Origin of the sequence: Paraliomyxa miuraensis (assembly GCF_026337845.1) — a bacterium.
Classification (GTDB): Bacteria; Myxococcota_A; Polyangia; order Nannocystales; family Nannocystaceae; genus Paraliomyxa; species Paraliomyxa miuraensis.
This window is the reverse complement of record NZ_JAOVZF010000142.1, coordinates 159,095-181,429: the sequence shown is the minus strand read 5'-3', so window position 1 is coordinate 181,429 and position 22,335 is coordinate 159,095. Positions and strand designations below refer to the sequence as shown.

Sequence of the window (22,335 nt, the reverse complement as noted above, 5' to 3'; positions counted from 1 at the left end):
GGTGTCACCGTCGTCGTCGAGCGAGTTGCCGCAGACCTCCACCATGCCCCCGGCCGCCTCCACGTCGAGGAACACGCCGCTGGGCGCTCCCCAGTTGCCGGCCGCATCGCGAGCCTCGACCAGCAGCAGATAGCGTCCCGGGGCCCAGCCCGAGGTGTCGATGGTGGCGGTCAGACCCTCGCTGCTCGCATTGAAGGTGCCGTCGCTCGCGGCCATGGCCGTGAGCGGCGCGCCGGTCCACGAGGCGTGATCGACGGAGTAGCGAGCGGCCGCCACGGCTTGCGTGGGCTCGGTGCCCCAGCCGTTGCTGTCGAAGCGCGTGTCGTCGGCGGTGGCGGTGAGCGTGACCGAGGCGCCCGCGGTCACCGGAGAGGCCGAGACCGCCACCCCCACCGCATCGGGCCCCGACGGGGTCTGATACGGCCGACGCGCGGCCTTGAACGCGGTGGTGAGCGCCGCGAGGTTGACGGGAGCCACGGTCGACTCGAAGCTGGCGCAGCTCTGGAAGAACGTGGTGCCCATCTCCATCGTGTAGGCCGCGATGCCGAGCTCGCCGTAGGCCCAGTCGTCGGTGGTGCCGCTGGCCGGGTAGAGACACCCGTACCACTGACACACGGCGTAGTCGTTGTGGTAGCCCAGCTTGCGCCCGAGCGTGCGCAGCTGGGCGAGGTTGGGCGCCGCGCTCCCGCTCCAGCTCCATGGGAACAGCACCAGCTCTCCGTACGAGTGCAGCGAGATCATCAGACCGGTGGTGTCGTCCGGTGCGGGATCGCCACTGCCCGATCCACGCTGATCGGCGAAGATCGAGCTCATGTACGATTGCAGCGCCTGGGTCTCGGGCTCGGAATTCGCCCCCGTGCCGCGATAGTTGATGCTACAGGCGGTGGTGCTGGTACCCGCACCACCAAACTCGAACGAGTGGTTGCGGTTGAGGTCGATGCCGTGCTGGCTGCTCGAGGTGGGCGGGTACGAGCACGACCCCGCGCTGGTGTTCCGGTTCTTGCGCTGCGTGTAGCCCTGCTCGGCGATCTTGCGTCCGTCGGGGTTGGCCTGGGGCAGCACGTGCAGCTCGTAGTGGTCGAGCAACCAGGTGGCGTCGGGGTCGGTGCCGTAGCCCTCGACCAGCTGCTCGGCAAAGCGGATCACGATCTCGGCGGTGGCGTACTCACGCGCGTGGATCGCCCCCATGAGGAAGAACCGCGGCTTGGGGCCGGCGATGGCCTCGTTGGTGATCACCATGCCCTGGAGGTCGTAGCCATCGGGACCTCCTGCGGTGACCTTGTCCCACGAGTCGCCGATGTCGACGAGCTCCACCAGGCCGGAGTAGTTCGAGTCGAGCGTGGTCATGGTGTCCACGGTCTCCTCGACGGTGCGGTAGCACGAATAGCTCGGGATCGAGCGGAAGCCGCCCGCGTCCAGCATGCGCTGCAAGATCGAGGTGGGCTCCTGCTGCACCTCGACCGTCAGTCCCTCGGCCACGAGGCGCTCGTACTCGTCGGGCTCGATCAACGCGGCCACGTAGCCCTCGGCATGATCGGCGTGCTCGAGCAGGTCGAGCTCCGCGGCCAGGCGCTCGAGCGTCTCGGGGGTCTGATAGTAGATGTGGACGAGCATGGTGGCCTCGACCGGAGCGAGGCCGAGCGGCGCGCCCGAGGACTCCGAGGAGCCCTCGTCGGGTGGAGCGTCGCCGTCGGTACAACCGGTGACGAGCAAGGCCAGCGCGGAAAGCGTACGAAGGAGCAGGTGACGTGTTCGGTGCATGGATCCTCCCGGTCGAGGAGATGCATCGGGCGCCGCGACGGATGAGTCGATCGGACGTTCATCGAACCACTCGATGCGACCGAGCTCGAGAGGCGGCTTCATCGAAGCGAGGACTTCGCCTCGAGGACGGCTGCCGCCGCACGAGCACCTTCGAGCAGCTCGAGACGCTCGCGGAGCCCCGGTGAGGCCTCTGGATCGCCCCCGCCAGCGCGCACCAGCGAGCGCTCGAGCTCGAGCGCCCGCTGCAGCGGCTCCACGGCCTCGTCGGGCCGTCCCGAATGGAACAGCAGTCTCCCCAGCGATGCGAGCGGCCGGCGGAGATCGGGATGGTCGTCCCCCATCACCTCGAGCCGTCGCGCGATCACCCGGCGGTAGATCATCTCGGCCTCGTTGGGTCGACCCGAGGCCTCGAGCAGGAGGCCTCGAGCGTGCTCGGCATCGAGCGTCTTGGGGGCATCGATGCCGAGGTGCGTCACGTAGATCTCGTGCGCCTCGGCGAGGCCTTCGAGAGCGAGCTCGAGCTCGCCGGTGTGCATGCGCGGAAAGCTCAGGTTGAGCAACACGTCGGCGACCTGCGGATGTGCTCCGAGCACCTCGCGCCGAATCTCCAGCGAGCGTTCGAGATGCTCGCGAGCTCGGTCCCACTGCTGCTGCTCGCCCGCCACCACCGCGAGGTTGTTGAGCGTGGATGCCACGTGGGGATGGCGAGGGCCGTAGAGCTGCTCGTCGAGGGCCAGGGTCTCCAACCAGGCGCGCTGGGCATCCTCGTGGCGAGCGGACGCGATGGCGAGCTGCCCCTGGGCATCGAGCACGAACCCCCGGCTGGGGTGCCGAGCGCCATAGAGGCGCATCTCGAGCTCGGCCGCACTCGCGAGCCAGTGCGTGGCCGGCTCGAGCCGGCCATGGCGAATGAGCACCTTGCTCGCCACCAGCGCGTGGCGAAAGCGTGCGGCCTCCGGGTTGCCGAGGCGCTCGAGCAGCGCCTCGGCTCGCTGCAAGCTCGCCTCGGCCGGCTCGAAGGCGCCGAGCAGCAGACCGAGCACCTCCGCGTGCTCGAGCGTGGCCTCCAGCGCGACGTCGTCGTGCCCCGCGGCAAACGCCTCCCGCGAGGCGAGGTCGAGGGCCTCGGCGGCTCGCGTGCCATGACCGAGGTCGCTCTCCACCATGCCGATGCCGAGCTGCGCCTCCACGACCAGCCGCGTCCACCCGCTGGATTGCGCGCGCTCGAGCACGGCCTGGAACCCGGCCAGCGCGGGCGCGAGACGGGCCATGCGCTGCTCGGTCTGGGCGGCGATCAGCGCTCGTCGCAGCGCGGCCGCCTCGGGCGGCTCGGAGCCGTCGTCGAGCTCGAGCGAGCTGCAGACCGCCGGATCGGGCAGGCGCATCGCGGCGTCGATGCTCGCGAGCGCAACCTCGGCATCGGCGTGCTCGAGCGAGTCCAGCAGGCTCGACAGCACGTCGAGCCGCCGACCGAGGCACGTCATGCGCAGGTCCAGCTGCTCGGGGGACTGCTCGCCACGCACGTACGTTGCCCGACAGATCTCGGCGTGAGCCTCGGCCCACCGCCCAGCGTAGGCATCGAGCCATGGTTGGGTGTGGGCCCACGAGTCGCTGGCGATCGGCAGCTTGGTGGCCAGCATCCCTGCCTCGGCCCGCTTGCTGCGTTGCTCGTTCCACACCTGCGCCACTCGCTGGTCCGCGCCGCGGCAAGGCTCGTCGGGGAGGCCAGCGGCCCACCACAGCCCCCCGGCGATTCCCACCGCTGATGCCGTCATCGCACGGAGCACGTGCCAGGTGCGCGGCTGCGGGGGCGCCAGTGCGTGCAGCAGTGCCTCCATGCTCGGCCATCGCGCGTCGGGGTGCTCTCGCAGGCCCTGTCGCAGCGCCCCTGTCAGCCACGAGGGCACCGCACGGCGACCGGCCGTGGAGGCGCTGGCCAGGCCCCGCCGGCGGTCACCCGCAAAGGGATGCACCCCGCCGACCGCCTCGAGCAGCGACACGCAGAACGCGAACTGATCGCTGCGTGCGTCGACGGGCCCGCCCGCGAGCTGCTCGGGCGCCATGTAGGCCACGGTGCCGCCGGACGCACGGTCGTCGTCTGCACCGGGCTCGTGGGCCAGGCCGAAGTCGAGCACGCGCACCCGGCCCGAGTCGTCGCGCATGCAATTGTGCGGCTTGAAGTCACGGTGCACCACGCCCACGGCATGCGCGGCCGCCAGGCCTCGCGCTGCCTGTCGATAGGCATCGAGGCACTCCTGCCACCCGGGCCTGGCCGCTTGCCACTGGCGCAGCGTCTTCCCCGGCACTCGCTCCATCGCCACGAACAGGCGCCCCTCGTGCTCGCCGATCTCGTACACCTGCACCACGTTGGGGTGGGCCACCCGGGCCAGAATCCTCGCCTCGCGACGCAGCCGCTCGCGATCGGCCGCCGCGATCCGCGGATGGAGCAGCTTGATCGCCACCGTGCGCCCGATCATCGGATCGATGGCTTCGAGCACGCTGCCCATGCCCCCGCGACCCAGCGTGCCCTGCACCTCGAAGCGGCCGACGGTGCGCGGCCTCGGTGCCTGGTCGAAGAGCGCCGCACGCAAGCGATCGCGACGGGCCGCATTGACCACATCGACGGACGACGCCTCGATGGAGGACGCCGAGGATGGCTCGTGCTCGGTCACGGCAGATCAGGCGCAACTGCGGGTGACCGCGGTGCGCAACGAGCTCGCCCGCTGGTCGAGGCCGACCGCGTCGAGCTTGGTCCATGCCAGGGCCTGCTCGAGCAGCTGCCGGCCTCGTCGCAGATGGCTTCGCACCGTGCCCGTGGGGAGGTCGACGACGTTGGCGATCTCGTGGGTGCGAAGGTCTTCCCAGTAGTACAGCTCCATCACGATCTGCAGCGCCAGCGGAATCTCACGCAGCGCATCCAGCAGCGCTTGCTCCTCTTCCTTCACGCGCAACACGCTGCTCGGCCCGGGCGAGAGATCCTGGGCCGAGCAGGACTCGAGCGCCTCGATCGGGTCGTGCACCCTACGCCGACGGAAGTGCATGCGCAGCACATTGGTCGCCACCGCGAACAAGAACGCCCGAAAGCTGGCCTTGTCGCGCAGGCGCTCGCGGCTGCGCAGGCACGCCACGAACGTCTCCTGGATCAGGTCGTCGTGATCCTCGGGGACCTTGTTGATGAAGAATCGGCTGATGGGGAGGAAGTAGCGGTTGAACAGCCGGCTACCCGCCCGAGCATCACCAGCGGCCCATGCATCGAGGAGCTCCGCATCACTCCCGGACATCGGGCCGCATGGTAGGCCCAACGGTTCCACGCAGCAAACACAATTCCTGCACGACCGCAGAGCGGATTCGCTCGATGATCGTGGTCATGCTCGCGAGCGCGCGATGGTGGGCGCGTCGATCATCGAAGTGTCAGCGACACCGCCGTCCCGGCTGGTGCCGTCACGCGCAGCTCACCGCGCTCCTCGTCCCACGTGTAGCAGGCACCCGCGCCTTGCAGCTCGATTGCGTCGGGTCCCGCGGGGAACCGCCGGGCGGGCACCACCACCTCGGTCACGCCCTCGCTCGCGGTCCAGCTCGCCGACAGCACGCCCTGGTCGCGATCCCACTGCACCCCGATGCTCGACCCCGCCACCGCGCGCACCCACGGCCGCACATAGGCATCGAGGATCGCCCGCTCGGTACCATCCGCATCGGTCACCGACAGATCCTCACCATTCCACAGCTCGCTGCTGGTCGAGTACTCCCACAGCGTGGCCGACATGCGGCGCGCGTCGACCACGTCCATCACGATCGTGAGCCACTCGTCGCCGCCCTCGGCTCCGTCGGCGTAGCCGAACTCGCCCAGCAGCACCGGGACGCCATTGTCCGCGCCGAACGTGGCGGCCGATTGCAGCGCCGGCGTGGGATCGATGCCCGACCACGCATCGCCGAACAGCAGCGTGGAATCGTAGCGGTGCGGCCCATAGACCAGGCCCTCGCCATCGGGCCGAAAGTGGCTGCCCACCCCGGTCGAGTCGGCTCCGGGCCCGTCGTAGAACACCAGCACGTCGGGCGCGGCCGTGCGCAGCTGCGCTGCCACGTCGGTGAAGAACGGCTGCAGCACGTCTTGCTTGAACGCATCGAGGTCGTCCATGCTGCCCCAGCCGGGCTCGTTCATCGGCTCGAAGCCCACCACCGCCGGATGCCCGCCCACGGCGTCGACCATGGTGAGCCACATGGCCAGGTACTGGGCCTGCAGCCCGTCGGCGTCGCTCCAGAAGCGATCGAACGACTCGCGCACGTCGACGTTGGTGAAGTAGCCCAGGAACCACTGCGGGCAGTCGTGGGTGGGCGGCGGCGGATCGGCGGTGGGGATCGACCACGGGGGAAAGCCGTCGCCGCAGAACGGCGAGGCGTAGACGTCCTGGTGGAAGTCCACGATCACGCGCAGGCGCCGAGCCCAGGCCGCATCGAGCATGGCCTGGTAGCGCGCGAGGTAGTCCATGTCGTACTGCCCCGGCATGGGCTCGAGCGCCTCCCACGAGAACGGCATGCGCACGGTGTCGAGGCCCCAGCCGGGCAGGCGACCGTAGTAGACATCGGCCGCGTCGCGCACGGCCTGGAGATCGGTGAGATCGCCGGGCTCATCGAGCTCGAACGGCAAGAACGGGGCGAACTTCGAGCGACCGCCGGTATTGAGCCCGCGCATCACCACGTCGCGCCCCTGCGCGTCGACCAGGCGCCCCGCGCGAGTGACCGAGAGCCGCGCGTCGGGCAGCTCCACCGCGGGGATCGGCGTGGCGCACTCGCCGGGCTCGACCATCGAGCCCGAGGACGACTCGTCGGCCATCGCGGTGCTCGAGCTGGTGCTGGCCTCGGCGGTCGTGCCGGAGGTCTGCGAGGCGGTGGTGCTGCCGCTGCCGTCCTGCTCGACGTCGTCACCACACGCGACCAGGCCAGGGCCCAGGCCCGAGGCCAAGCCGCCGATCAGGATCCACGCCGCCCGGCCGTTCCGCATGCGCTGCTGCATGGGCCCCAGCATGCCCCATGCGACCGATTGCGGGCAGCCGACCCCGCTCGCTCGATCTCACTCGTGAGGCGGTGGGTCGAGATCGCCGCGCAGGTCGGCCATGGCCCGATCGAGCGCCTCGGGCATGAACCGGTCGAACGCGCGCTCGCCGACCGGATCGGTCACCAATCGCTGCCGCAGGGCCTGGTGCTCGGGGGTGGCCGCCCACTCGGCATAGCGCTGGCCCGGCTCCTCGCCGCGCTGGATCGCCAGCATGGCCTGCCCCAGCAGCGCCTCCCATAGCTCGATCATCGCGTCGAGGTGCTCGGGCCCCAGCACCGCTCCGTGGCCGGGGATGATGGCGGTGGGGTGCAGCGATCGCAGGCGCTGCAGGGCCGCGAGCCACTTGCGCGGGCGCCCGTGCCCACCAAAGGGGATCTCGTCGAGCACGTCGCCCGTGATGAGCACGCCCGTCTGCGGCAGGTGGATCACCACATCGGCATCGGTATGAGCGCGCAGCGGAATCAGCTCGAGGGTCAGCGAGCCCAGCGTGAGCGTGGTGGTCTCGCTCACCACGTGCGTCGGAGGCTGCAGCACGAGCCCCTCGAGGGCATCGGACTCCGCCCGAAGCTCGACCAGCTCGCCATCGAGCTGCGCGCGCTCGTCGGCGGTCAGCGGCGTGCCGTCCGAGCGGCGGCCCTCGGTCTGCATGGTGGTGCCGCGCTCGATCATCCCCCGCACCGCGTCGCGGCGCTCCTCCACCTGCGCCTGGCCCTCGCTGGCCAGCTGCGAGGCCAGCCCCGCATGCCCCCATCGCTCGAAGCTCTCGCCACGCTCGCGCAGCGCAAGGCTCCACCACTCGGCCATCACGCTGTGATCGGCATGCCAGTGGGTGGTCACGAGCACCCGACGCGGCCCCTGGGTCACCGCGAGGGCCTGGCCGATCACCCACCGGCCGGCCGCCCATCGCTGCGGACCATCGATGGCCACCAGCCCCTCGTCGGTCACCACCAGCGCCCCGTTGGCGTCGTAGAAGCGCAGCGGGGCCGGCTGCAGCACCGCGAACACTCCGGGCGCCACCTCCACGATCCGCATGGGGGCCTGCGCCGGATCGCCGGGCGCGGCGCTCGTGGTCTCGGGCACGGCGGGAGGAACCGGCTCGCTCGAGGGGATCGGCCCGCGGGCACAGGCCATCGCGAACCCGGCGCATGGCAACCAATGGCGCATCGACATGCCGCGGGCATCGTGTCCCAGCGCGGTCCCGACTCGCAAGCACGAGGGGTTCCATGGCAAGCTCGCCGCGTGTCGAACGTTGCTGCAGCTCTCTCCCTGGCGCTGACGATCGCCTGCGTCGGTGCCTGCAAGTCCTCCGGCCCCGAGTCTGCGCCTCCCGACATTCCGCCGCCCTCGGCCGCAGCCCCGCTCGAGCTGTCCGCCGATGACGACTTCGACGACTTCGGCGACGACGACTTCGCCAAGCCCACAGCGCAGAGCGCCGAGCTGGCCGCGATGACCCTGCCCCCGCGCCCGGACTGGGCCGACAAGTACGCCAACCCCGAGCTCGACGAGCGCTTCTTCGACGTCACCGCGCTCATGCAGGCCCACCAGCTCGATCGCGCCCAGGCAGTCGAGCTGCAGAACCACTTTCGCGACCTGGCCCGCGCGCAGCCCTCGGGCGACCGCAACGCCCAGTACGCCGAGGCCCTGCGCCGCGCCAAGGAGGGCGTGTTCGAGGACGGCCACGACCCCGAGCGCTGGGCCAAGGCGCCGTTCATCGTGGTGTTCGACCTCGACTCGACGCTGCTCGACCAATACATGGATCCCAAGGTCGCGCCCTCGTGCCACGACATCGCCTGGGGCAAGCAGAACCCCGACGGCACCAAGGGCAGCGAGCACTTCGTCAAGCTCGCCCCCGGCTGGGACGACGCCTTCCGTCGCATCGCGAAGCTCGGGGGCCTGGTGGTGCTCTACACCGCCAACACCGACGACCTGAGCTACACCAACGCGGCCGGGTGGCGGCTGGACGACCAGCCGATCCTGAAGCACCCCGCGGTGGGCGGCATGCTGACCAACAGCCACCTGGTGCTCGTGCCCAAGAAGGACGGCACGCCGGTGGTCGAGCCCTCCAAGGATCTACGCCTCGTCGATCCCGATCTCACTCGCGCCATCATCGTCGACGACAACCCGCGGCGGCTGTTCCAGTTTCGCAACGTGCGGGTGATCAAGAAATTCGACGCCAGCCAGTACTGCACCACCAAGGATCGCAACGCCAAGAAGGCCCATGACCAGTCGCTGAAGGTGGTGGTCGACGAGGTCGAGGACTCGCTGCGCTACATGAAGGCGCACCCCGGCACGAGTTTCGTGGATGCGTACCTGCCCTACTCGGCGCTGGGCCAGGATGCGGTGCGGTGGCTGCAGACCGGCACCGGGCGCAGCGAGGCCAAGGCGGTCGAGTACCTGCGCACGCATCCCGAGCTGGTGGATCAAAAGTACTGAAGGAGCGGGACTCGCCGGTCCCAGGCAATCCCGTGGGGGGGCTGCGCCTCCTACGCGCGAAGAGATCTCCTTCGTTACGTCTCTCGAACATCGTGCGGGACGTCGCTCCTGGGCATCCCACGACCCTGCGCCATGCGCGAAGCCGAGCAACCGCGCTCCGCACGGGCTACCATCGATTTCCGTGAGGCGGAGTCTGCTCGGCTTGGCGCTGGTGCTCGGGTGCAGTCCCCCGGGCTCGCCCGATGCCGAGGGCTCCGACGCCCCGATCCTCCAAGATCCCCAGGGCTCGATCGGGCTCTTGCTCAACGCCCCGCAGGGCGTGGGCCCCCAGCCGCAGTGCGTGGCCGAGCTTTGCACCTCGCTGGCCGGCCTCATCGACGGCGCCGAGAAGACGATCGACTTTGCGGTCTACGGCGTGCGCGGGCAGCCGCGGATCGTGGAGGCCATGCAGCAGGCCCAGTCTCGCGGGGTGCTCGTGCGCGGGGTGGTCGACCGCGACGCCGATGGCCTGAACTACTACGCCGACACCGAGGCGTTCGTGAAGACCCTGGGCGACGTGCGCGACGACGGCAAGGTCGACCAGCGGCGGCTGAAGGAGGCCCAGCGCACCTCGGTGCCCGAGCCCCGCTGCGCCCGTCCCGAGGGCTACCTCGGCCCGGTGCAGTGCCTGGCCTACGACCTGGGCGACCGGTGCCTGCTGGCGGCGCACTCGAGCCGCGACCACCTCGATCAGGGCGCGGCCATCATGCACAACAAGTTCGTGGTGGTCGACTCGCGCTTCGTGTGGACGGGCTCGACCAACGTCAGCGACACCTGCTCGGGTGGCTACAACGCCAACCTGGTCACGGTGCTCGACTCGCGCCGGGTGGCCCAGGGCTACCTCGCCGAGCTCGACCAGATGTACGAGGACGGCCTGTTCCACGACGACAAGGGCTCGCGGGGCCGCTTGCGCGCGATGGTGGGCGACACCGAGGTGGAGCTGTTGTTCTCGCCGCAGGACAGCCCGGTGCGCGAGCGCCTGCGCCCGATCATCAAGGCGGCCAACGAGCGCATCGACGTGGCCGTGTTCTACCTGACCCACAAGCTGATCACGGCCGATCTCATCGACGCCCACCTGCGCGGGGTGGAGGTCCGGGTGATCATCGACGCCACCGCGGCCAGCAACGGCTTCACCAAGCACGAGCTCTTGCGAGCGGTGGGGATCCCGGTGAAGGTCGAGAACTGGGGCGGCAAGATGCACATGAAGTCGGCGGTGATCGACGGCCACACCGTGATCACCGGCTCGATGAACTGGACCACCGCGGGTGAGGACACCAACGACGAGAACGTGGTGATCATCCACAGCGAGGCGCTCGCGGCCCAGTACGGCGAGTTCTACGAGGCGCTCTGGGCCGACATCGACGACCGCTGGCTGCACGAGAACCCCGACCCCGAGTCGCGCGACTCGGGCACCGCGTGCACCGATGGGATCGACAACGACTACGACGGGGTGATCGATGCCGAGGATCCGGGGTGCGGGCAGAACCCGCCGCCCGTCGATCCGCTGCCGCCGTGGACCATCGTGGACAAGGGCGGGCGAATGACCTGCGAGCCCGAGATGCTGCGCGACGTGAGCCTGGTGGCGCACACGGGCCAGTGACGCGCGAGCGCGGCCGTGCGCCGGCCTACGGCAGCGCGCAGACTCCCACGTCCTCGTAGCCCGCCGGCACCATGCCGGCCTGAAACCATGGCGTGCACACCTGCCCGGGCAAGCACGAGGGCATGGGATCGCCGAGACTGCACACGGCCGTACAGCACCCGGCGATGCTGCCGCAGTCGGGCACGGACTCGGGCTCCACGCAGACGTTGCCGTGATCGCAGGCCGCGAGGTTCTCGCACGAGTCCCCGGGCGCCCCCGTGCCCCCGAAGCCCGCGGGGAGGCAGGCAAAGCCGCTCTCACCGGGGTAGCAGGCGTGATCCGGTCCGCAGTCTTGCAGGAGGGGATCGCAGCTGTCGAGGCACAGCGGCAGGATGCCTTCGTTGGCGATGAGGCACGTTTCGGAGCCCGGGCACGAGGGGAGGTCCTCGGAGCCCGTGCACAGGGCCACGCAGGTGCCCTCGAGGGTCTTGGGATCGACCTCCCAGCAGAACGCTCCGAAGTCGCAGGAATCGATGCCAGAGGTCGGAGAACCTTCCGCCATGCAGGGCTCCCCCACCGCATCCGGGTTCTCGGGGACCTCGCTGCACCGCCAGAAGTCCCACACGGAGCCGCCTCCCAGGGACGAAGGCGAGCACTTCTCACCGTTTGGGCAATCCTGCGCCCAGGGACTACAGGGATCGATGATCCCGCCCCCGTCCCCTTCGATCAAGAACGTGAACCCGGTGTCCTCCGAGCCAGCCGGATCGGTGTCTCCCGTGGAATCGGGAGGAGCCGTGGTGGTGGGGGTCTGACCGCTCGCCCCGCTGGTCGAGCCCCCGGAGGCATCGACACCGGGTCCGCCGGCATCGACGCTCTCGCTGCTGCTGCCAGTGCTCTCGCCTCCATCGGGGCCATCACCGACCGACTTGGGGATCACGCACCCTCCCACGAACGAGGTGACGAGCAACAGGGTCATCGAGGTGCGAGCCGAGATCGAGAGGTTCATGGGTAAGTCTTCCTCATCGTACTTCTCCGGGGTCCGGGGCGATCCGTCACGGAGAATCGATCATCAGCACCCGGGCCACGTCCACCTGCCCCTCGAAGCACTCCGGCAGCACGGCGACGTAGTGCAGCTGCTTGGCCGACGCGACCCATACATCGTAGCCGTCGACGAGCGCGTGCTCCTCGTCGTAGAGCCGCTGGCTCTGGCCATCCCCGACCTGCACGTCGATCGCCTTGCGCTCCACCTGTATGCCGCACGGCTCGACGATGAAGCTCGACCCGGTGTCATCGGGCGGCGGCTCGTAGGGTTCCGGCACGCACACGTCGTGAACGAGCTCGAGGTCGATCGGGGCATACCAGTCGATGTGGTGATTGCGGGGAGCGAGCCCGTACCAGGACCAGTACCCGTAGATCAGGTTGCCGTCCGGTCCGGAGATCGCGAGGAAGACGTCGTGGGCGCCATCGATGGGGATCTCGTGCTCCGCTCGCACCTGCACGGTCTGCCCCTCCCCGAACGGCAGTGTCCCGTCGAACGAGCTCACCTCGTGCTCGATCGCGGTCGCGCCACACTGCAGCACGAGCCGCAGCTGGCCGTCGACCTGCTCGAGCGTCGTCACGTCGCAGGGGCCATCCACGATGACGTTGCCGAAGAAGTCGTCGACCAGGCGAAGGTCGCCGGAGATTTCGAGCGCCTCGGGCGGCGGGTCGCAAACCATGCCCGGGTCCCCGGTGGTGCCCGTGTCGTCGGCCGTGGTGCCGGGGCCGGTGCTCGTGCCGGTGCCCGCTCCCGTGCTCGTGCCCGTGGAGCCGGTGTCGGCCACCGTGGAGCCCCCGGGCCCCGTGGTTCCCGTGGACGCATCGCCATCGCCGGGCCCGTCGCTGCTGGTGCTCCCCTCGCCCTCGCCCACCGTCTTGGGGATCACGCACCCTCCCAGGGCGGTGGCCACGAGGGTCAGAATCGCGAGGGGCACACGGGGACGAGCGTCGAGCATGGGGGCGGCTACCCTGCTCTTCTCCGGGGTCGGCCTCAATCCGTCACCCGTTCTTCTTCGATCGTTCACCTGCTCGTCGAGCGGGCCAAGAGGGAGCGCACCGGCCCGCCGCGGGCCCGAGCTCACCTCGCCGCGTCGAGGGCCTGGCGGATCGCGCTCACCCAGCTCTCGAGCTCCTGGAAATCGGCCGGGACGGCGTCGGAACCCGAGCGCCGCTCGAGGATCGAGCGCAAGCGCTTGCGAGCCGTCGACACCCGGGTGCGCGCGGCGCTCGGGGAGACGCCCAGGACGACGGCGAGCTCGGGTGAGGACATGCCCTCCCAGTGCTGGAGCTCGAGCACGATCTGATCGTCGATGGGTAGCTGCTGCAGCGCGTCGAGGAGCCACTGGCGCGCGATCATCCGGGTGCTGGAGGGCCGCGCGAGCTCGGCGATGCTCACATCGGAGAGGCGCACGTCGGGCTGACGACGGCGCAGCTCCTCGGACAGTACGTTGCGAGCGATCCCGAACAGAAAGCCCCGAACGTGGACCTCGGTGCGCGCCGATCGGAAGAAGCGAGCGAAGACCTCCTGCGTGAGATCCTCGGCCACCTCGGGGAGCTTGCTCCGAAAGAACCTGATGACGCCTCGGGCGTGGAGCGAGAAGAGCAGCCGGCCGGCCTCACGGTCCCCGCCTTGCCAGCGACGATGAAGCTCTCCGTCGTCACTCACCATTCACAACCCTGGCACGCGATTCTATACTATCCGTCGCGGGTGAGCGCGCAGGGACACCACGGCGGCACGACGCTGTCGCTGCTCGAACACGCGCTGTTCCCCGAGGCTCCCCCTCCTCGGATCGGCCGATTCGAGGTTCGTCGGCAGCTCGGCCGCGGCGGCATGGGGGTGGTGTATCTGGCCTTCGATCCCGAGCTCAAGCGGAACGTCGCGCTCAAGGTGCACCCCAGCGACGCCGCTCCCCGCACCCGGCTGGGCATTCGCAAGGAGGCCGAGTCACTGGCTCGCCTCGAGCACCGCAACGTGGTGACGGTCTTCGAGGTCGGCCAGGATGACGACGGGCAGGTGTTCGTCGTCATGGAGTACCTGCGAGGCCGCACCCTCGACGTGTGGGTCCGAGAGGCGCAACCCGACGCACGCACCATCACCAGCACGCTCATCGAGTGCGCGCGCGGACTGGCGGCCGCTCATGCCGCGGGTCTGGTCCATCGGGACTTCAAGCCGACGAACGTCATCGTCGACGACGACGGAACCCCGAAGATCATCGACTTCGGGCTCGCGACGGAGCGAGACGAGCCGATCTCCGAGGCCGAGCTCGCCCGCAGCGCCGGCGCGGAGCAGCACGACCGCACGCAGACCGCCCTGGCCGGCACCCCGCGCTACATGGCCCCCGAGCTGTGGCGCGGCGCTCCCCCATCGGCGAACACGGACCAGTTCTCCTGGTGCGCATCGCTGTTCGAGCTGCTGGTCGGGGTTGGTCCCTACTCCGACACCCGTACCGCGCAGCGCGTGCCGGCGCGCCCTCGTGAGCTCGACCGAGCGCTGTGGTCCGTCGTCGGCCGCGGGCTGAGCCCCGAGCCGACCGAGCGCTTCCCGTCGATCGAGGCATTGATCGCGCGCCTCGATCCCCGCCCTTCGGGCCCGGCCTGGCGCCCGTGGTCCCTCGCCGCCGGCCTCGGCGTGCTGGCGATCGGCGGCATGGTGCTCGCCGGGCAGCGACCGACCGCCGTGCTCTCCCCTTCTCCCGCAGCCGGGGTGGTCGAGCGCCCGCCCCCGTGCACGATCGGCGAGGACTTCCTCGCCTCGACCGAGGCCTGGCAGGCGGACGTCCCCGAGCGGCTGTCGTTCCCGCCGGGTCAGCTCCGGCTCGCCGCGGGCCCCGAGTACGTGCATGCCCGCACGCGACGGCTCATCAGCCTCGACCAACGTGCGCTCGACGTCGAGGTCGTTCATGCACCGACCGGAGGCAAGGGCCGAGAGCTGATCGTCGGCATCGAAGATCGAGAGCATCGCCTGATCGCCGGCATCCTGATCATCGAAGGCCGCTGGGTCTTCCCGCTCGCGCCTGGCCTGCGGGGTCTCGAGCTGGAGCTCGGCCCCGAGGACCGCCACTTCCGGCTCCAATTCGAGCAGCACGACCAAGGATTCCAGACGATCTCCTACGCGTTCGGCGACGATGGTCAGGACTGGCGCCCCATCGCGCGCACGGCCGGCCGTCTCGATCATGCGTACCTGCTGGTCGCCACCGGCACCCGCGAGCCGACGGATCGTCCAGACGAGGCCCGAGTCGCGGCGCTCCGCTGCGCCGCCCCGCAGCCGCTCGGCCCGCTCGACCATGCGCGCGACCTCTCGTTGCTCAGGGGCCGGTAGCCGGGGGCTCCAGCAGCGAAGGATCGGGACCGGGACCACGCAGCGCCTCGAGGAACGCGACGAGGTCTGCGCGCTGCTGGGCATCCAGATCGGTCGGCTGGAGCTCGTTGACCCCGGGATAGCCCACCGGGTGCCCACCCTCGGCGAAGAACCCCACGACCTGCTCCAGGGTCCGATACTGGCCGGTGTGCATGAACGACGGCCGCAGGTCGACGCACCGCAGCGATGGGGTCTTGAACGCACCGAGCATCGAGCGGTCGACATCCCGCGGCAGGCGCCCATCGTCCCCGTCGCTGTGGACCGAGCGCGAGTTGAGCGGGTCGTCGATGGCCCCCGCGATCCCCTCGATCGCGCCCGGGTCGTCGTCATCGATGAACACGGTGGCGACCACGGCCGGGAGCAAGCCGACGTTGTGGAACGAGTGGTCGCTCAACAGCGGGCCGCCGTGGCAATCGATGCAGTGTCCCTCGCCCACGAACCATCGCGCGCCTCGTCGTGCGGCGTCCGACAGCGCCGGCTCGCCTCCGTCGAGCCAGGCGTCGAACTCGCTCGATCCGCACCGCAGCCGCCGCATGTACGCGCCGATGGCCTTGCCCGCCTGCACGACGACGCGGTCCACCGCGAACCGGTCGGCGTCGGCCATCCCGTCGTAGGGGCCTTCGTCTCCCGGCTTTCCGCGGCACTCGGACACCGGCACGTTGAGGGCGTCGCACCCCGCCTCCGTGGGCTCGAGCGGGGGAAAGCGGCCCGGGTCGGAGAAATCCTCCATCGGCCCGAACACGTCCTCGAACGCCTCGCGATGGTGCGCGTGGAGCTGCTGGGCCATGAACAGGCGCGAGCCGTTGAACTCGAGCGGGTTCTCCAGCGCCCCGAACAGGGAGCCGTAGGCGGTGTCGCGACGCCCGTCCCAGCTGAGCAATCGGATCCACCCCATGTCCAGCAGCGATGGGGTCTTGCGCAGGACCCACCCCGAGGCGAGCGAGATCTGCTGGTGCGGGCTTCGGGTGTCGGAGAAGCCGGACTCCGGGATGTGGCAGCCGGCACACGAGACCCGACCGGTCTGCCCCTGCTCGCCCAGCGTGTCCGGGTCGCCGTCGTTGTCACCGTCGAGCAGCGGTCCCGAGAACCGAGGGTCGAAGAACAGTGCCTGCCCCAGCAGCGCGGCGGCGTCGTCGTCGGCCCACGCGTTCGTCACGTCTGCCGGTGGCGGCCCTTCGTCGTAGCGCAGCGTCTGCAGCAGCGCCCACTCCTCGGGGGTCGGGTCTGGTGAGTGCGGCTCGGCGCCGGTCGAGCTGCCCGAGTCGGGATCCGATGGCTCCTCGGTCGTGGCGTCGCCCTCCTCCGTCGACGCCGCGGTCGTTTCCATGGTCGTCCCGGAGGTCGTCCCGGAGGTCGTCGTCGAGTCGCTCGACGGAGCCTCGTCGCCACACCCCGCCATGAGGGCCGCAAGGCCCAGGCACGCGGCTACTCGAGTGCAGTCACGCATGGCAGGATGTCGTGGTTCCACTCGGGTGCGTCCACCCCCGAGCTGAAGCCGAAGTTGTCGACGTGACGCCGAGACTCGGTGAGCTGGTAGTCATGGATGAAGGGCATGTAGTCCGAAAAGACCACCGACTCGTCGACGCCCGAGTGGTACAGGACGTCGCCGTAGGTCACCGTCACGTCCCCGGCGGGGAGCAGGTTGGGATAGTCGACGCACCCCCAGGGGATGCCGCCCACGAACGCGTAGGCTCGGTCGGCGGATGCGTAGAGGTCCATCCGCATCCGCATGCCCGGCGCGGAGAGCTCCCCCACCGGGGGACGCGGGGGCCAGGGGCCGTCGTCGAACTCGCCGCGGTCGAGCGGGAACTGCGGGCACTGATCGTTGACGTCCCAGAAGCGGTCGATGCACTGCTGAATCTCGACCCTGGACGGCCAGCCACCGAACATCTGGAGGTTCAGGGTCGTGGCGCTGATCATGTTGTCCTGGACCGGCGCCTCGGCGCTGGAGATCCACAGCTGCGGGTAGCGGCGTCCCGTCGACCACAGATCGACCTCGACCGTCGCGTGTACGAAGCCCTCCCCGATGCTCGCGTGCTGGGTCGACGTCAGCCGGAAGCGCCCGTTGACGTCTGCCCCCCAGTCGGCGTAGGTGACCCACAGCTCTCCCATCACGCTGCCGAGGCCCCACACGTCCGGCTCGATGCGGTAGAAGCTCGCGAAGAAGTCGTCGTTGGCGAGGTGCAGGTCCCAAAACCCGCTGTCCGACAGGTCCGTTTGCTCGAGTTCGAATGGCTCGTCGAAGTCGAGGAACACGTCCATCGACTCGTTGGCGACGGGCTCGGGGCACACGAACGATCGCGCGATCGGCTGAGGATCGGAGGCGGGGTCGTGCTGCCCGTTGACGAACAGCTCCCCGTAGGGCGACTGGGCCGCCGCCTCCTCGGGGGTCACGAAATCCTGCGCGAACCCGGTGGCGGGCACCGAGCGGGCCGACAGGTGCCCCTGAAACGGGCAGCCGGCGTCGAGCGCTTCGACGACCAGGACCTCGCCCGGCTCGAGGTCGGGCCACTCGAGCTCCCACACCGGCTGGTTGCCCTGCTCGAACGCCCGCTGGAAGCGAGCCTCGCCCGCGGCGAGCACGTCGTGCATCGCTCCTCCACACGGAAAGATGGTGAAGCGCATGAGCGGGACGGCCCCGTCTTGCTCGGCGTCGAGCACGTCGAACAGCACCTCGCCCTCTCCGCGGGCTGCGACCTCGGCATCCGACGCATAGAACAGGTGACCCGAGCCTCGACGCACCGGCCTCGTGCCCGCCTCGGAGACCCAGAAGGCGATGCCGTCGTCGCGGTAGCCCTCGGCCAGCCAGGCCTCGCGCTGCGCGGGGTCGGCGGTGAAGAACGGCACCCGAGTGACCGCGTAGTGCCCGGCATAGCAGAACCCGTCGTGGCCCGACTCCGGACTGCCGAGCTGATACACCGGGACTCGATCGGGCGCCTCGGTGGCGAAGACCCAGCCGAGCGTGATCTCCTCCTCGCTCCGGACGTAGCCACTGATGTCGCCGGTGGACCGGGCGTCGACGGTCAAGAAGCCGTTTTGGGTGTAGGGCAGCGGCGGGGCCATCCGATCCCCCGCACAGCGATAGATGGCGCCGTCGATGTGTTGGCCTTGACCGTCGTCGACGACCGCGTTGGCGGACGGGAGCGTGTACACCCGGTAGTCGCGCGCACCGTCGACCGGCTCGAACGACAAGGACACGCCGGTTCCCCGCACCTGACCGTGCACCCACGCAAACTCCGGCAGCGGCGCGAGCGGGCTCTCGATCCCGCCGAGGTCGCCACAGGACACGTCCTCGCCTCCCGTGGTCTCCGTGGGATCGTCCCCGGTCGACCCGTCCACGCCGCTGCTCGAGTCCACGGATCCCGAGATTGTTCCCCCGGTGTCCCCGGTTGCCCCGGTCCCCGACTCGGTCTCATGACCGGGTGGGCTCGATCCCGAGCCGCCACCACAGCCGGCGCCCAGGGCCGCGACCAGCAGGAACCGCATCATCTTCGAGGTGCTCACATGCAGGCTATGACGATGGGCTCCAAAGTGTCCGCGGTTTCTTGCGTGTCCTGCTCGCGGATCGGAATGATCCGGCGCCACCGCGCGGCTGAGCGGCCCCGACGCTCCGAGGACACCCACCCATGGGAGCAGAACGTTGTTCTGTAGGGCCTGTCGGGGCCGCCGCCAATCCGTCACGGACACCGTGGTTCCGTGTACGGCTCGTAGCACCCGCAGGCCGGCGGTGCTCCGGGGGCGCTGCATGGTTGCCAGCCCACGGGCGGCTCGAACCAGTCGGTCCCGAACATCGCCACCGTGTTCGTGGCCTCGTGCCAGAAGTAGTTGGGCGCGTCCGGGCCACCGATGTCCCCAAGGAACAGCAGGCACGCGGGGACCCCCGGCATGCACTCGCAGGTGTCGGTGATCTGCAGCACGGTGTGGAACTCCGAGCAGTTGGCATCGATGCAGCTCGGCTCGTCCGGCAACCCGAAGCAATCGAGCGCAGGCACCTCGTCGTCCGGCACGCAGAAGCCGCCGCCGCAGTCGGGATCGCCACCGCACTGGCACTCGCCGCCCGGGCCGTCGCTGCAGAACATCCCGCTGCTGGCACAGCCGCCGTAGTCGATGGGGTGCAGGCAGGTCTCCCCGTCGGCACAACCATCATCGTTGGCGCACGAGGGCCGCAGGCAGCCCTGCTCGTCGAAGGGGCTGAAGGGACCGCCGCAGCCCTCGCTGCACGTGACCGGCTGGGTGCACTGGAACTCGGGGGTCGGCGGGCACTGCCAGGCCATGCCGGTCTCGCCCTCGGTGGTGGTTTCGAACCCGGTGAGCGTGGCGCCGGTGGTGGGCACCTGCGAGGTGGCGCCGTCGGTGGGGTCGGTGTCGGCGGGGTCGGTATCGGTCGCGCCGTCGGTGGTTTTGTCGGTGGTTCCGCTGCCATCGCCGGAAGCACCGTCCTCGCCGCTGCCGACCGACTTGGGGACGACGCAGGCGCCAACGAGCGAGGCGAGGAGCACGGAAGCGAAGGGAGCAAAGGAGTGATGCAAGGTCATACCCTGCTCTTCTCCGAAGCCGACCCCATTCCGTCACACATCGGCACAAGAATCGGGCACGCGTCGAGCAACGGCGGAATCGGGGTGCTCGCGGTGCAGCGCGGCGGCCTCGGTGCGAGCCTCGGACTCGCGGCCCAGGCGGCACAGCGCGCGCACGCGGGTGGCCTTGCGCACGTCGACCAGACGACCGTGAGGGAAGCTTCGCTCGTGCTCCGCGAGCCAGTGCAGGGCCCGTGCGGGATCGTTGGAGCGCAACGCCTCTGCGGCGCGATCGAGCGCGGCCACCTCGGCCTCGAGCCCGGGCGGGTCGACGTCGACCGAAGGCTCGACTGCGGGAGATGCCGCCGCAGATGCAGCGGGAAGGTCTCGGGCCACCCCGGCGCCGAACGGGGCTTCGCTCGACGAGCGCGTCGCTGGGGCCACGGAGCGAGCGGACGGCGTGGGAGCCATCGGATCCGACACGGCCACCGTTGCCGATGCGACCGCCTTCGGTGCCGTCGGCATCGCCTCGACCGGCTCGCTCGACCGCTCCCCCGCGTCGTCACCCGAGCTCCCGCTGCGACGCTCGCCCACGGCGCTCGAGTCGGCAGATGCCGCGCTCACCACGGGCGCTCGATCGTCGATCCGCTCGGGCCCAATCGATCCACCCACGACCGCCGCGCCCACGATCACCGCCGCCGCCGCGAGCCCCCCGAGCCACTTGCCCACGCTCGCGCCTCCGAGCAACCCCACGGCAGGACCCTCGTGGAGCATTGGCAGCAGCAGGGCCCAGCCACGCTGCACGTGCTCGGGCGGCGGCTGCTCCTTGCGGCGCACCGCGGCCGCCCAGGGCCCCACCTCGCCCCGCAGCGCCTTGCGCTCGAGCTGACGCCGGGCGAGGCGAAGCCGCGAGTACACCGTGTTCAGCGGGATCTTCAGCTCGGCCGCGATCTCGGGTCCGCTCATGTCGAGCAGATCGGCCATCACGAACACCTCGCGCTGGCTGGGATCGAGCGAGGCCAGCACCGCATCGACGTCGCGAGCCCCATCGCGCTCGGCCTGGGGCATGGCCGAGCGCGCGTCGTCGGCCCGAGCCACCGCCGCCTTGCGCCGCAGGGTGCGAGCCTCGCTGCGTCGATAGCGAAACGCCACCCGCCGCGTCACGCCGTAGAGCCACGCCCGCGGCGAGACCTCGTAGTGCAGGTCGCCCCAGCGCCGGTAGGCGGTGAGGAACACGTCCTGCACCGCGTCATCGAGCGCGGCCGGATGCACGCCCATGCGACGCGCTGCCGCCCACACGAACGGGAGCTCCCGCCGGTAGACCCTCTCGAAGGCGTTGGCCTGCGCCTGCATGGGCACGTGACCAGTATGTTCTCCGGGGTGCGGACCGATCCGTCACGGAGAATTCGGGCTCGGTCGAAATTCCGTCTACTCGCGCGCGTATTGCGCAACATCCCTCACAGTCGCAGCTCGATGCCGAGCCCCAGCCGGCCCACGACCGTCGAGGACTCGAACAGCCGCAGCGGCGGATCGCCGGACAGCTCGAACCCGGGGCTCCGCAGCGGCACGGCAGCGCTGAAGCTCCCGGCCAGCGCCCAGCGGGGTCGAAACCACCACGAAAGCCCCACGCCGGCCTCGATCGCCAGCCACAGGCCCTGTGCGGCCCGAGCCCCGGGGGTATCGACGCCGTCGCCGCGCATGCCTCCGAGCTGGAGCCCTCCACACAGCGGTGCCTCGAGGCGATCGCGACCGAGCTGGCCGCACCCTCGCACCGCGGCGGTGCCCAGCTGCACTCGCACGCGAGCACCCTCGACCGGCTCGCTGGTGCGAGGGATCCAGTAGGCGCCCTCGAGCTCGAGCCGTGCATGAGTCCACCGCAAGCCCGCGGCCAGTGACACTGCACCGGTCACCCCCGGCACTGCGCCCAGGCCCACCGCGGCCCCTGCTCGCAGCAGCCCACCCGGCCTCCGTCGCGCGCCGGGCTCGGGCTCGGTCGGGCGATCGGCCGTCGGCGCTGCGAGCCGCTCGTCGGCGGGCGCGGTGGTCGTTGGCGCAGGCGTGGGCGAAGGCGCCACGGGAGGCTCGAGCGGATCGGCCTCGGCCCACGGCTCGATGACCTCGGCCACCGCCACCGGATCGATCGCCAGGGCCACGATCAACGCGGTCGCGTCCGCAAGCGCGCGGCAATCATCGGCCTCGAGCGTGCGCTCCTCCACCAGCGTCCCCGCGCTCGCTCGCAGCGCCAGCCGGTAGCCGCCTTCGGCCCTCGGCTCCACCCTCGCGTCCACCTGGGCTTCGCTCGACACCAGCGTTCGGCCCAGGCGGCGCTCGATCCCGCGACGCAGCTCGCCCGCCGCGGGACACCCGACCGGCGCCGTCCAGTGGATCGAATCATCCTCGGTCGCGGGCTCGCCCGGGCCCGGTGTCGCGGGCGGCTCGGGCAGAACCGGCGGCTCGGGCAATGCGGGAGGCTCGATCACGAGCGCAGCGAGCAGCTCGATCACGAGCGCAGCGAGCAGGGCGGGGACCAGCACGGCATCCCATTCCTACACCGAACCTC

The 22,335-nt window shown here is 70.3% G+C and carries 16 protein-coding genes; 3 read left to right on the top strand and 13 right to left on the bottom strand.

The annotated features are described in order from the left end of the window. The 5 genes from OEB96_RS10090 to OEB96_RS10070 form a co-directional block, all read right to left on the bottom strand. Positions 1-1,761 (bottom strand): M14 family zinc carboxypeptidase (locus tag OEB96_RS10090; RefSeq protein ID WP_266215318.1); only part of this gene is annotated, 1,761 nt, incomplete at its 3' end. A 98-nt stretch (positions 1,762-1,859) separates the two neighbouring features. Then, entirely contained in the window at positions 1,860-4,433 is a 2,574-nt protein-coding gene (locus OEB96_RS10085; RefSeq protein ID WP_266215317.1) for a serine/threonine-protein kinase, read from the bottom strand. A 6-nt stretch (positions 4,434-4,439) separates the two neighbouring features. Then, a complete protein-coding gene (locus OEB96_RS10080; protein ID WP_266215316.1) occupies positions 4,440-5,042 on the bottom strand; it encodes an RNA polymerase sigma factor in 603 nt (200 codons plus the stop codon). Positions 5,043-5,161: 119 nt separating this feature from the next. Continuing rightward, positions 5,162-6,772 (bottom strand): cellulase family glycosylhydrolase, encoded by a 1,611-nt coding sequence (locus OEB96_RS10075; protein WP_266215315.1) that lies wholly within the window; start codon positions 6,770-6,772, stop codon positions 5,162-5,164. A 57-nt stretch (positions 6,773-6,829) separates the two neighbouring features. Further along, positions 6,830-7,984, bottom strand: a complete 1,155-nt coding sequence (locus OEB96_RS10070) for an MBL fold metallo-hydrolase (RefSeq protein WP_266215314.1) — start codon at positions 7,982-7,984, stop codon at positions 6,830-6,832. 69 nt (positions 7,985-8,053) lie between these two features. Between OEB96_RS10070 and OEB96_RS10065 the strand changes: the two genes are divergently transcribed. Both OEB96_RS10065 and OEB96_RS10060 read left to right on the top strand, forming a co-directional pair. Further along, complete coding sequence (locus OEB96_RS10065; RefSeq protein WP_266215313.1) at positions 8,054-9,247, top strand: NIF family HAD-type phosphatase; 1,194 nt, start codon at positions 8,054-8,056, stop codon at positions 9,245-9,247. Positions 9,248-9,428: 181 nt separating this feature from the next. After that, the gene (locus OEB96_RS10060; RefSeq protein WP_266215312.1) at positions 9,429-10,886 is read left to right on the top strand and encodes a phospholipase D-like domain-containing protein; all 1,458 of its coding nucleotides are present in this window, start codon (positions 9,429-9,431) and stop codon (positions 10,884-10,886) included. A 25-nt stretch (positions 10,887-10,911) separates the two neighbouring features. On the opposite strand, the gene OEB96_RS10055 is transcribed toward OEB96_RS10060, so the two are convergent. From OEB96_RS10055 to OEB96_RS10045, 3 genes are all read right to left on the bottom strand, one after another. Further along, complete coding sequence (locus tag OEB96_RS10055; RefSeq protein WP_266215311.1) at positions 10,912-11,871, bottom strand: hypothetical protein; 960 nt, start codon at positions 11,869-11,871, stop codon at positions 10,912-10,914. Positions 11,872-11,917: 46 nt separating this feature from the next. Next, entirely contained in the window at positions 11,918-12,838 is a 921-nt protein-coding gene (locus tag OEB96_RS10050) for a hypothetical protein (RefSeq protein WP_266215310.1), read from the bottom strand. Positions 12,839-12,981: 143 nt separating this feature from the next. Next, positions 12,982-13,572 carry an RNA polymerase sigma factor gene (locus tag OEB96_RS10045; protein ID WP_266215309.1) on the bottom strand — a complete coding sequence of 197 codons (591 nt, stop codon included), beginning with the start codon at positions 13,570-13,572 and terminating at the stop codon, positions 12,982-12,984. A 39-nt stretch (positions 13,573-13,611) separates the two neighbouring features. Here OEB96_RS10045 and OEB96_RS10040 point away from each other — a divergent pair, with 39 nt between their 5' ends. After that, positions 13,612-15,222 carry a serine/threonine-protein kinase gene (locus OEB96_RS10040; protein WP_266215308.1) on the top strand — a complete coding sequence of 537 codons (1,611 nt, stop codon included), beginning with the start codon at positions 13,612-13,614 and terminating at the stop codon, positions 15,220-15,222. Here OEB96_RS10040 and OEB96_RS10035 read toward each other — a convergent pair. The 5 genes from OEB96_RS10035 to OEB96_RS10015 form a co-directional block, all read right to left on the bottom strand. Beyond that, positions 15,209-16,588, bottom strand: coding sequence for a cytochrome-c peroxidase (locus OEB96_RS10035; RefSeq protein ID WP_266215307.1), 1,380 nt, complete (start codon positions 16,586-16,588; stop codon positions 15,209-15,211). The two genes, OEB96_RS10040 and OEB96_RS10035, sit on opposite strands and share 14 nt — an antisense overlap. 98 nt (positions 16,589-16,686) lie before the next feature. Beyond that, a complete protein-coding gene (locus OEB96_RS10030; protein WP_266215306.1) occupies positions 16,687-18,765 on the bottom strand; it encodes a hypothetical protein in 2,079 nt (692 codons plus the stop codon). Positions 18,766-18,938: 173 nt separating this feature from the next. Next, a complete protein-coding gene (locus OEB96_RS10025; RefSeq protein WP_266215305.1) occupies positions 18,939-19,760 on the bottom strand; it encodes a hypothetical protein in 822 nt (273 codons plus the stop codon). Positions 19,761-19,829: 69 nt separating this feature from the next. Further along, complete coding sequence (locus tag OEB96_RS10020) at positions 19,830-21,128, bottom strand: RNA polymerase sigma factor (RefSeq protein WP_266215319.1); 1,299 nt, start codon at positions 21,126-21,128, stop codon at positions 19,830-19,832. A gap of 104 nt (positions 21,129-21,232) precedes the next feature. After that, positions 21,233-22,309 (bottom strand): hypothetical protein, encoded by a 1,077-nt coding sequence (locus OEB96_RS10015; RefSeq protein WP_266215304.1) that lies wholly within the window; start codon positions 22,307-22,309, stop codon positions 21,233-21,235. Positions 22,310-22,335: the final 26 nt, after the last annotated feature.

Excerpts from the sequence above, each read along its gene's own strand:
- OEB96_RS10080 (WP_266215316.1), bottom strand. The coding sequence starts at position 5,042 with ATGTCCGGGAGTGATGCGGAGCTCCTCGATGCATGGGCCGCTGGTGAT.
- OEB96_RS10075 (WP_266215315.1), bottom strand. The coding sequence starts at position 6,772 with ATGCAGCAGCGCATGCGGAACGGCCGGGCGGCGTGGATCCTGATCGGC.
- OEB96_RS10070 (WP_266215314.1), bottom strand. The coding sequence starts at position 7,984 with ATGTCGATGCGCCATTGGTTGCCATGCGCCGGGTTCGCGATGGCCTGT.
- OEB96_RS10055 (WP_266215311.1), bottom strand. The coding sequence starts at position 11,871 with ATGAACCTCTCGATCTCGGCTCGCACCTCGATGACCCTGTTGCTCGTC.
- OEB96_RS10045 (WP_266215309.1), bottom strand. The coding sequence starts at position 13,572 with ATGGTGAGTGACGACGGAGAGCTTCATCGTCGCTGGCAAGGCGGGGAC.
- OEB96_RS10035 (WP_266215307.1), bottom strand. The coding sequence starts at position 16,588 with ATGGAAACGACCGCGGCGTCGACGGAGGAGGGCGACGCCACGACCGAG.
- OEB96_RS10020 (WP_266215319.1), bottom strand. The coding sequence starts at position 21,128 with ATGCAGGCGCAGGCCAACGCCTTCGAGAGGGTCTACCGGCGGGAGCTC.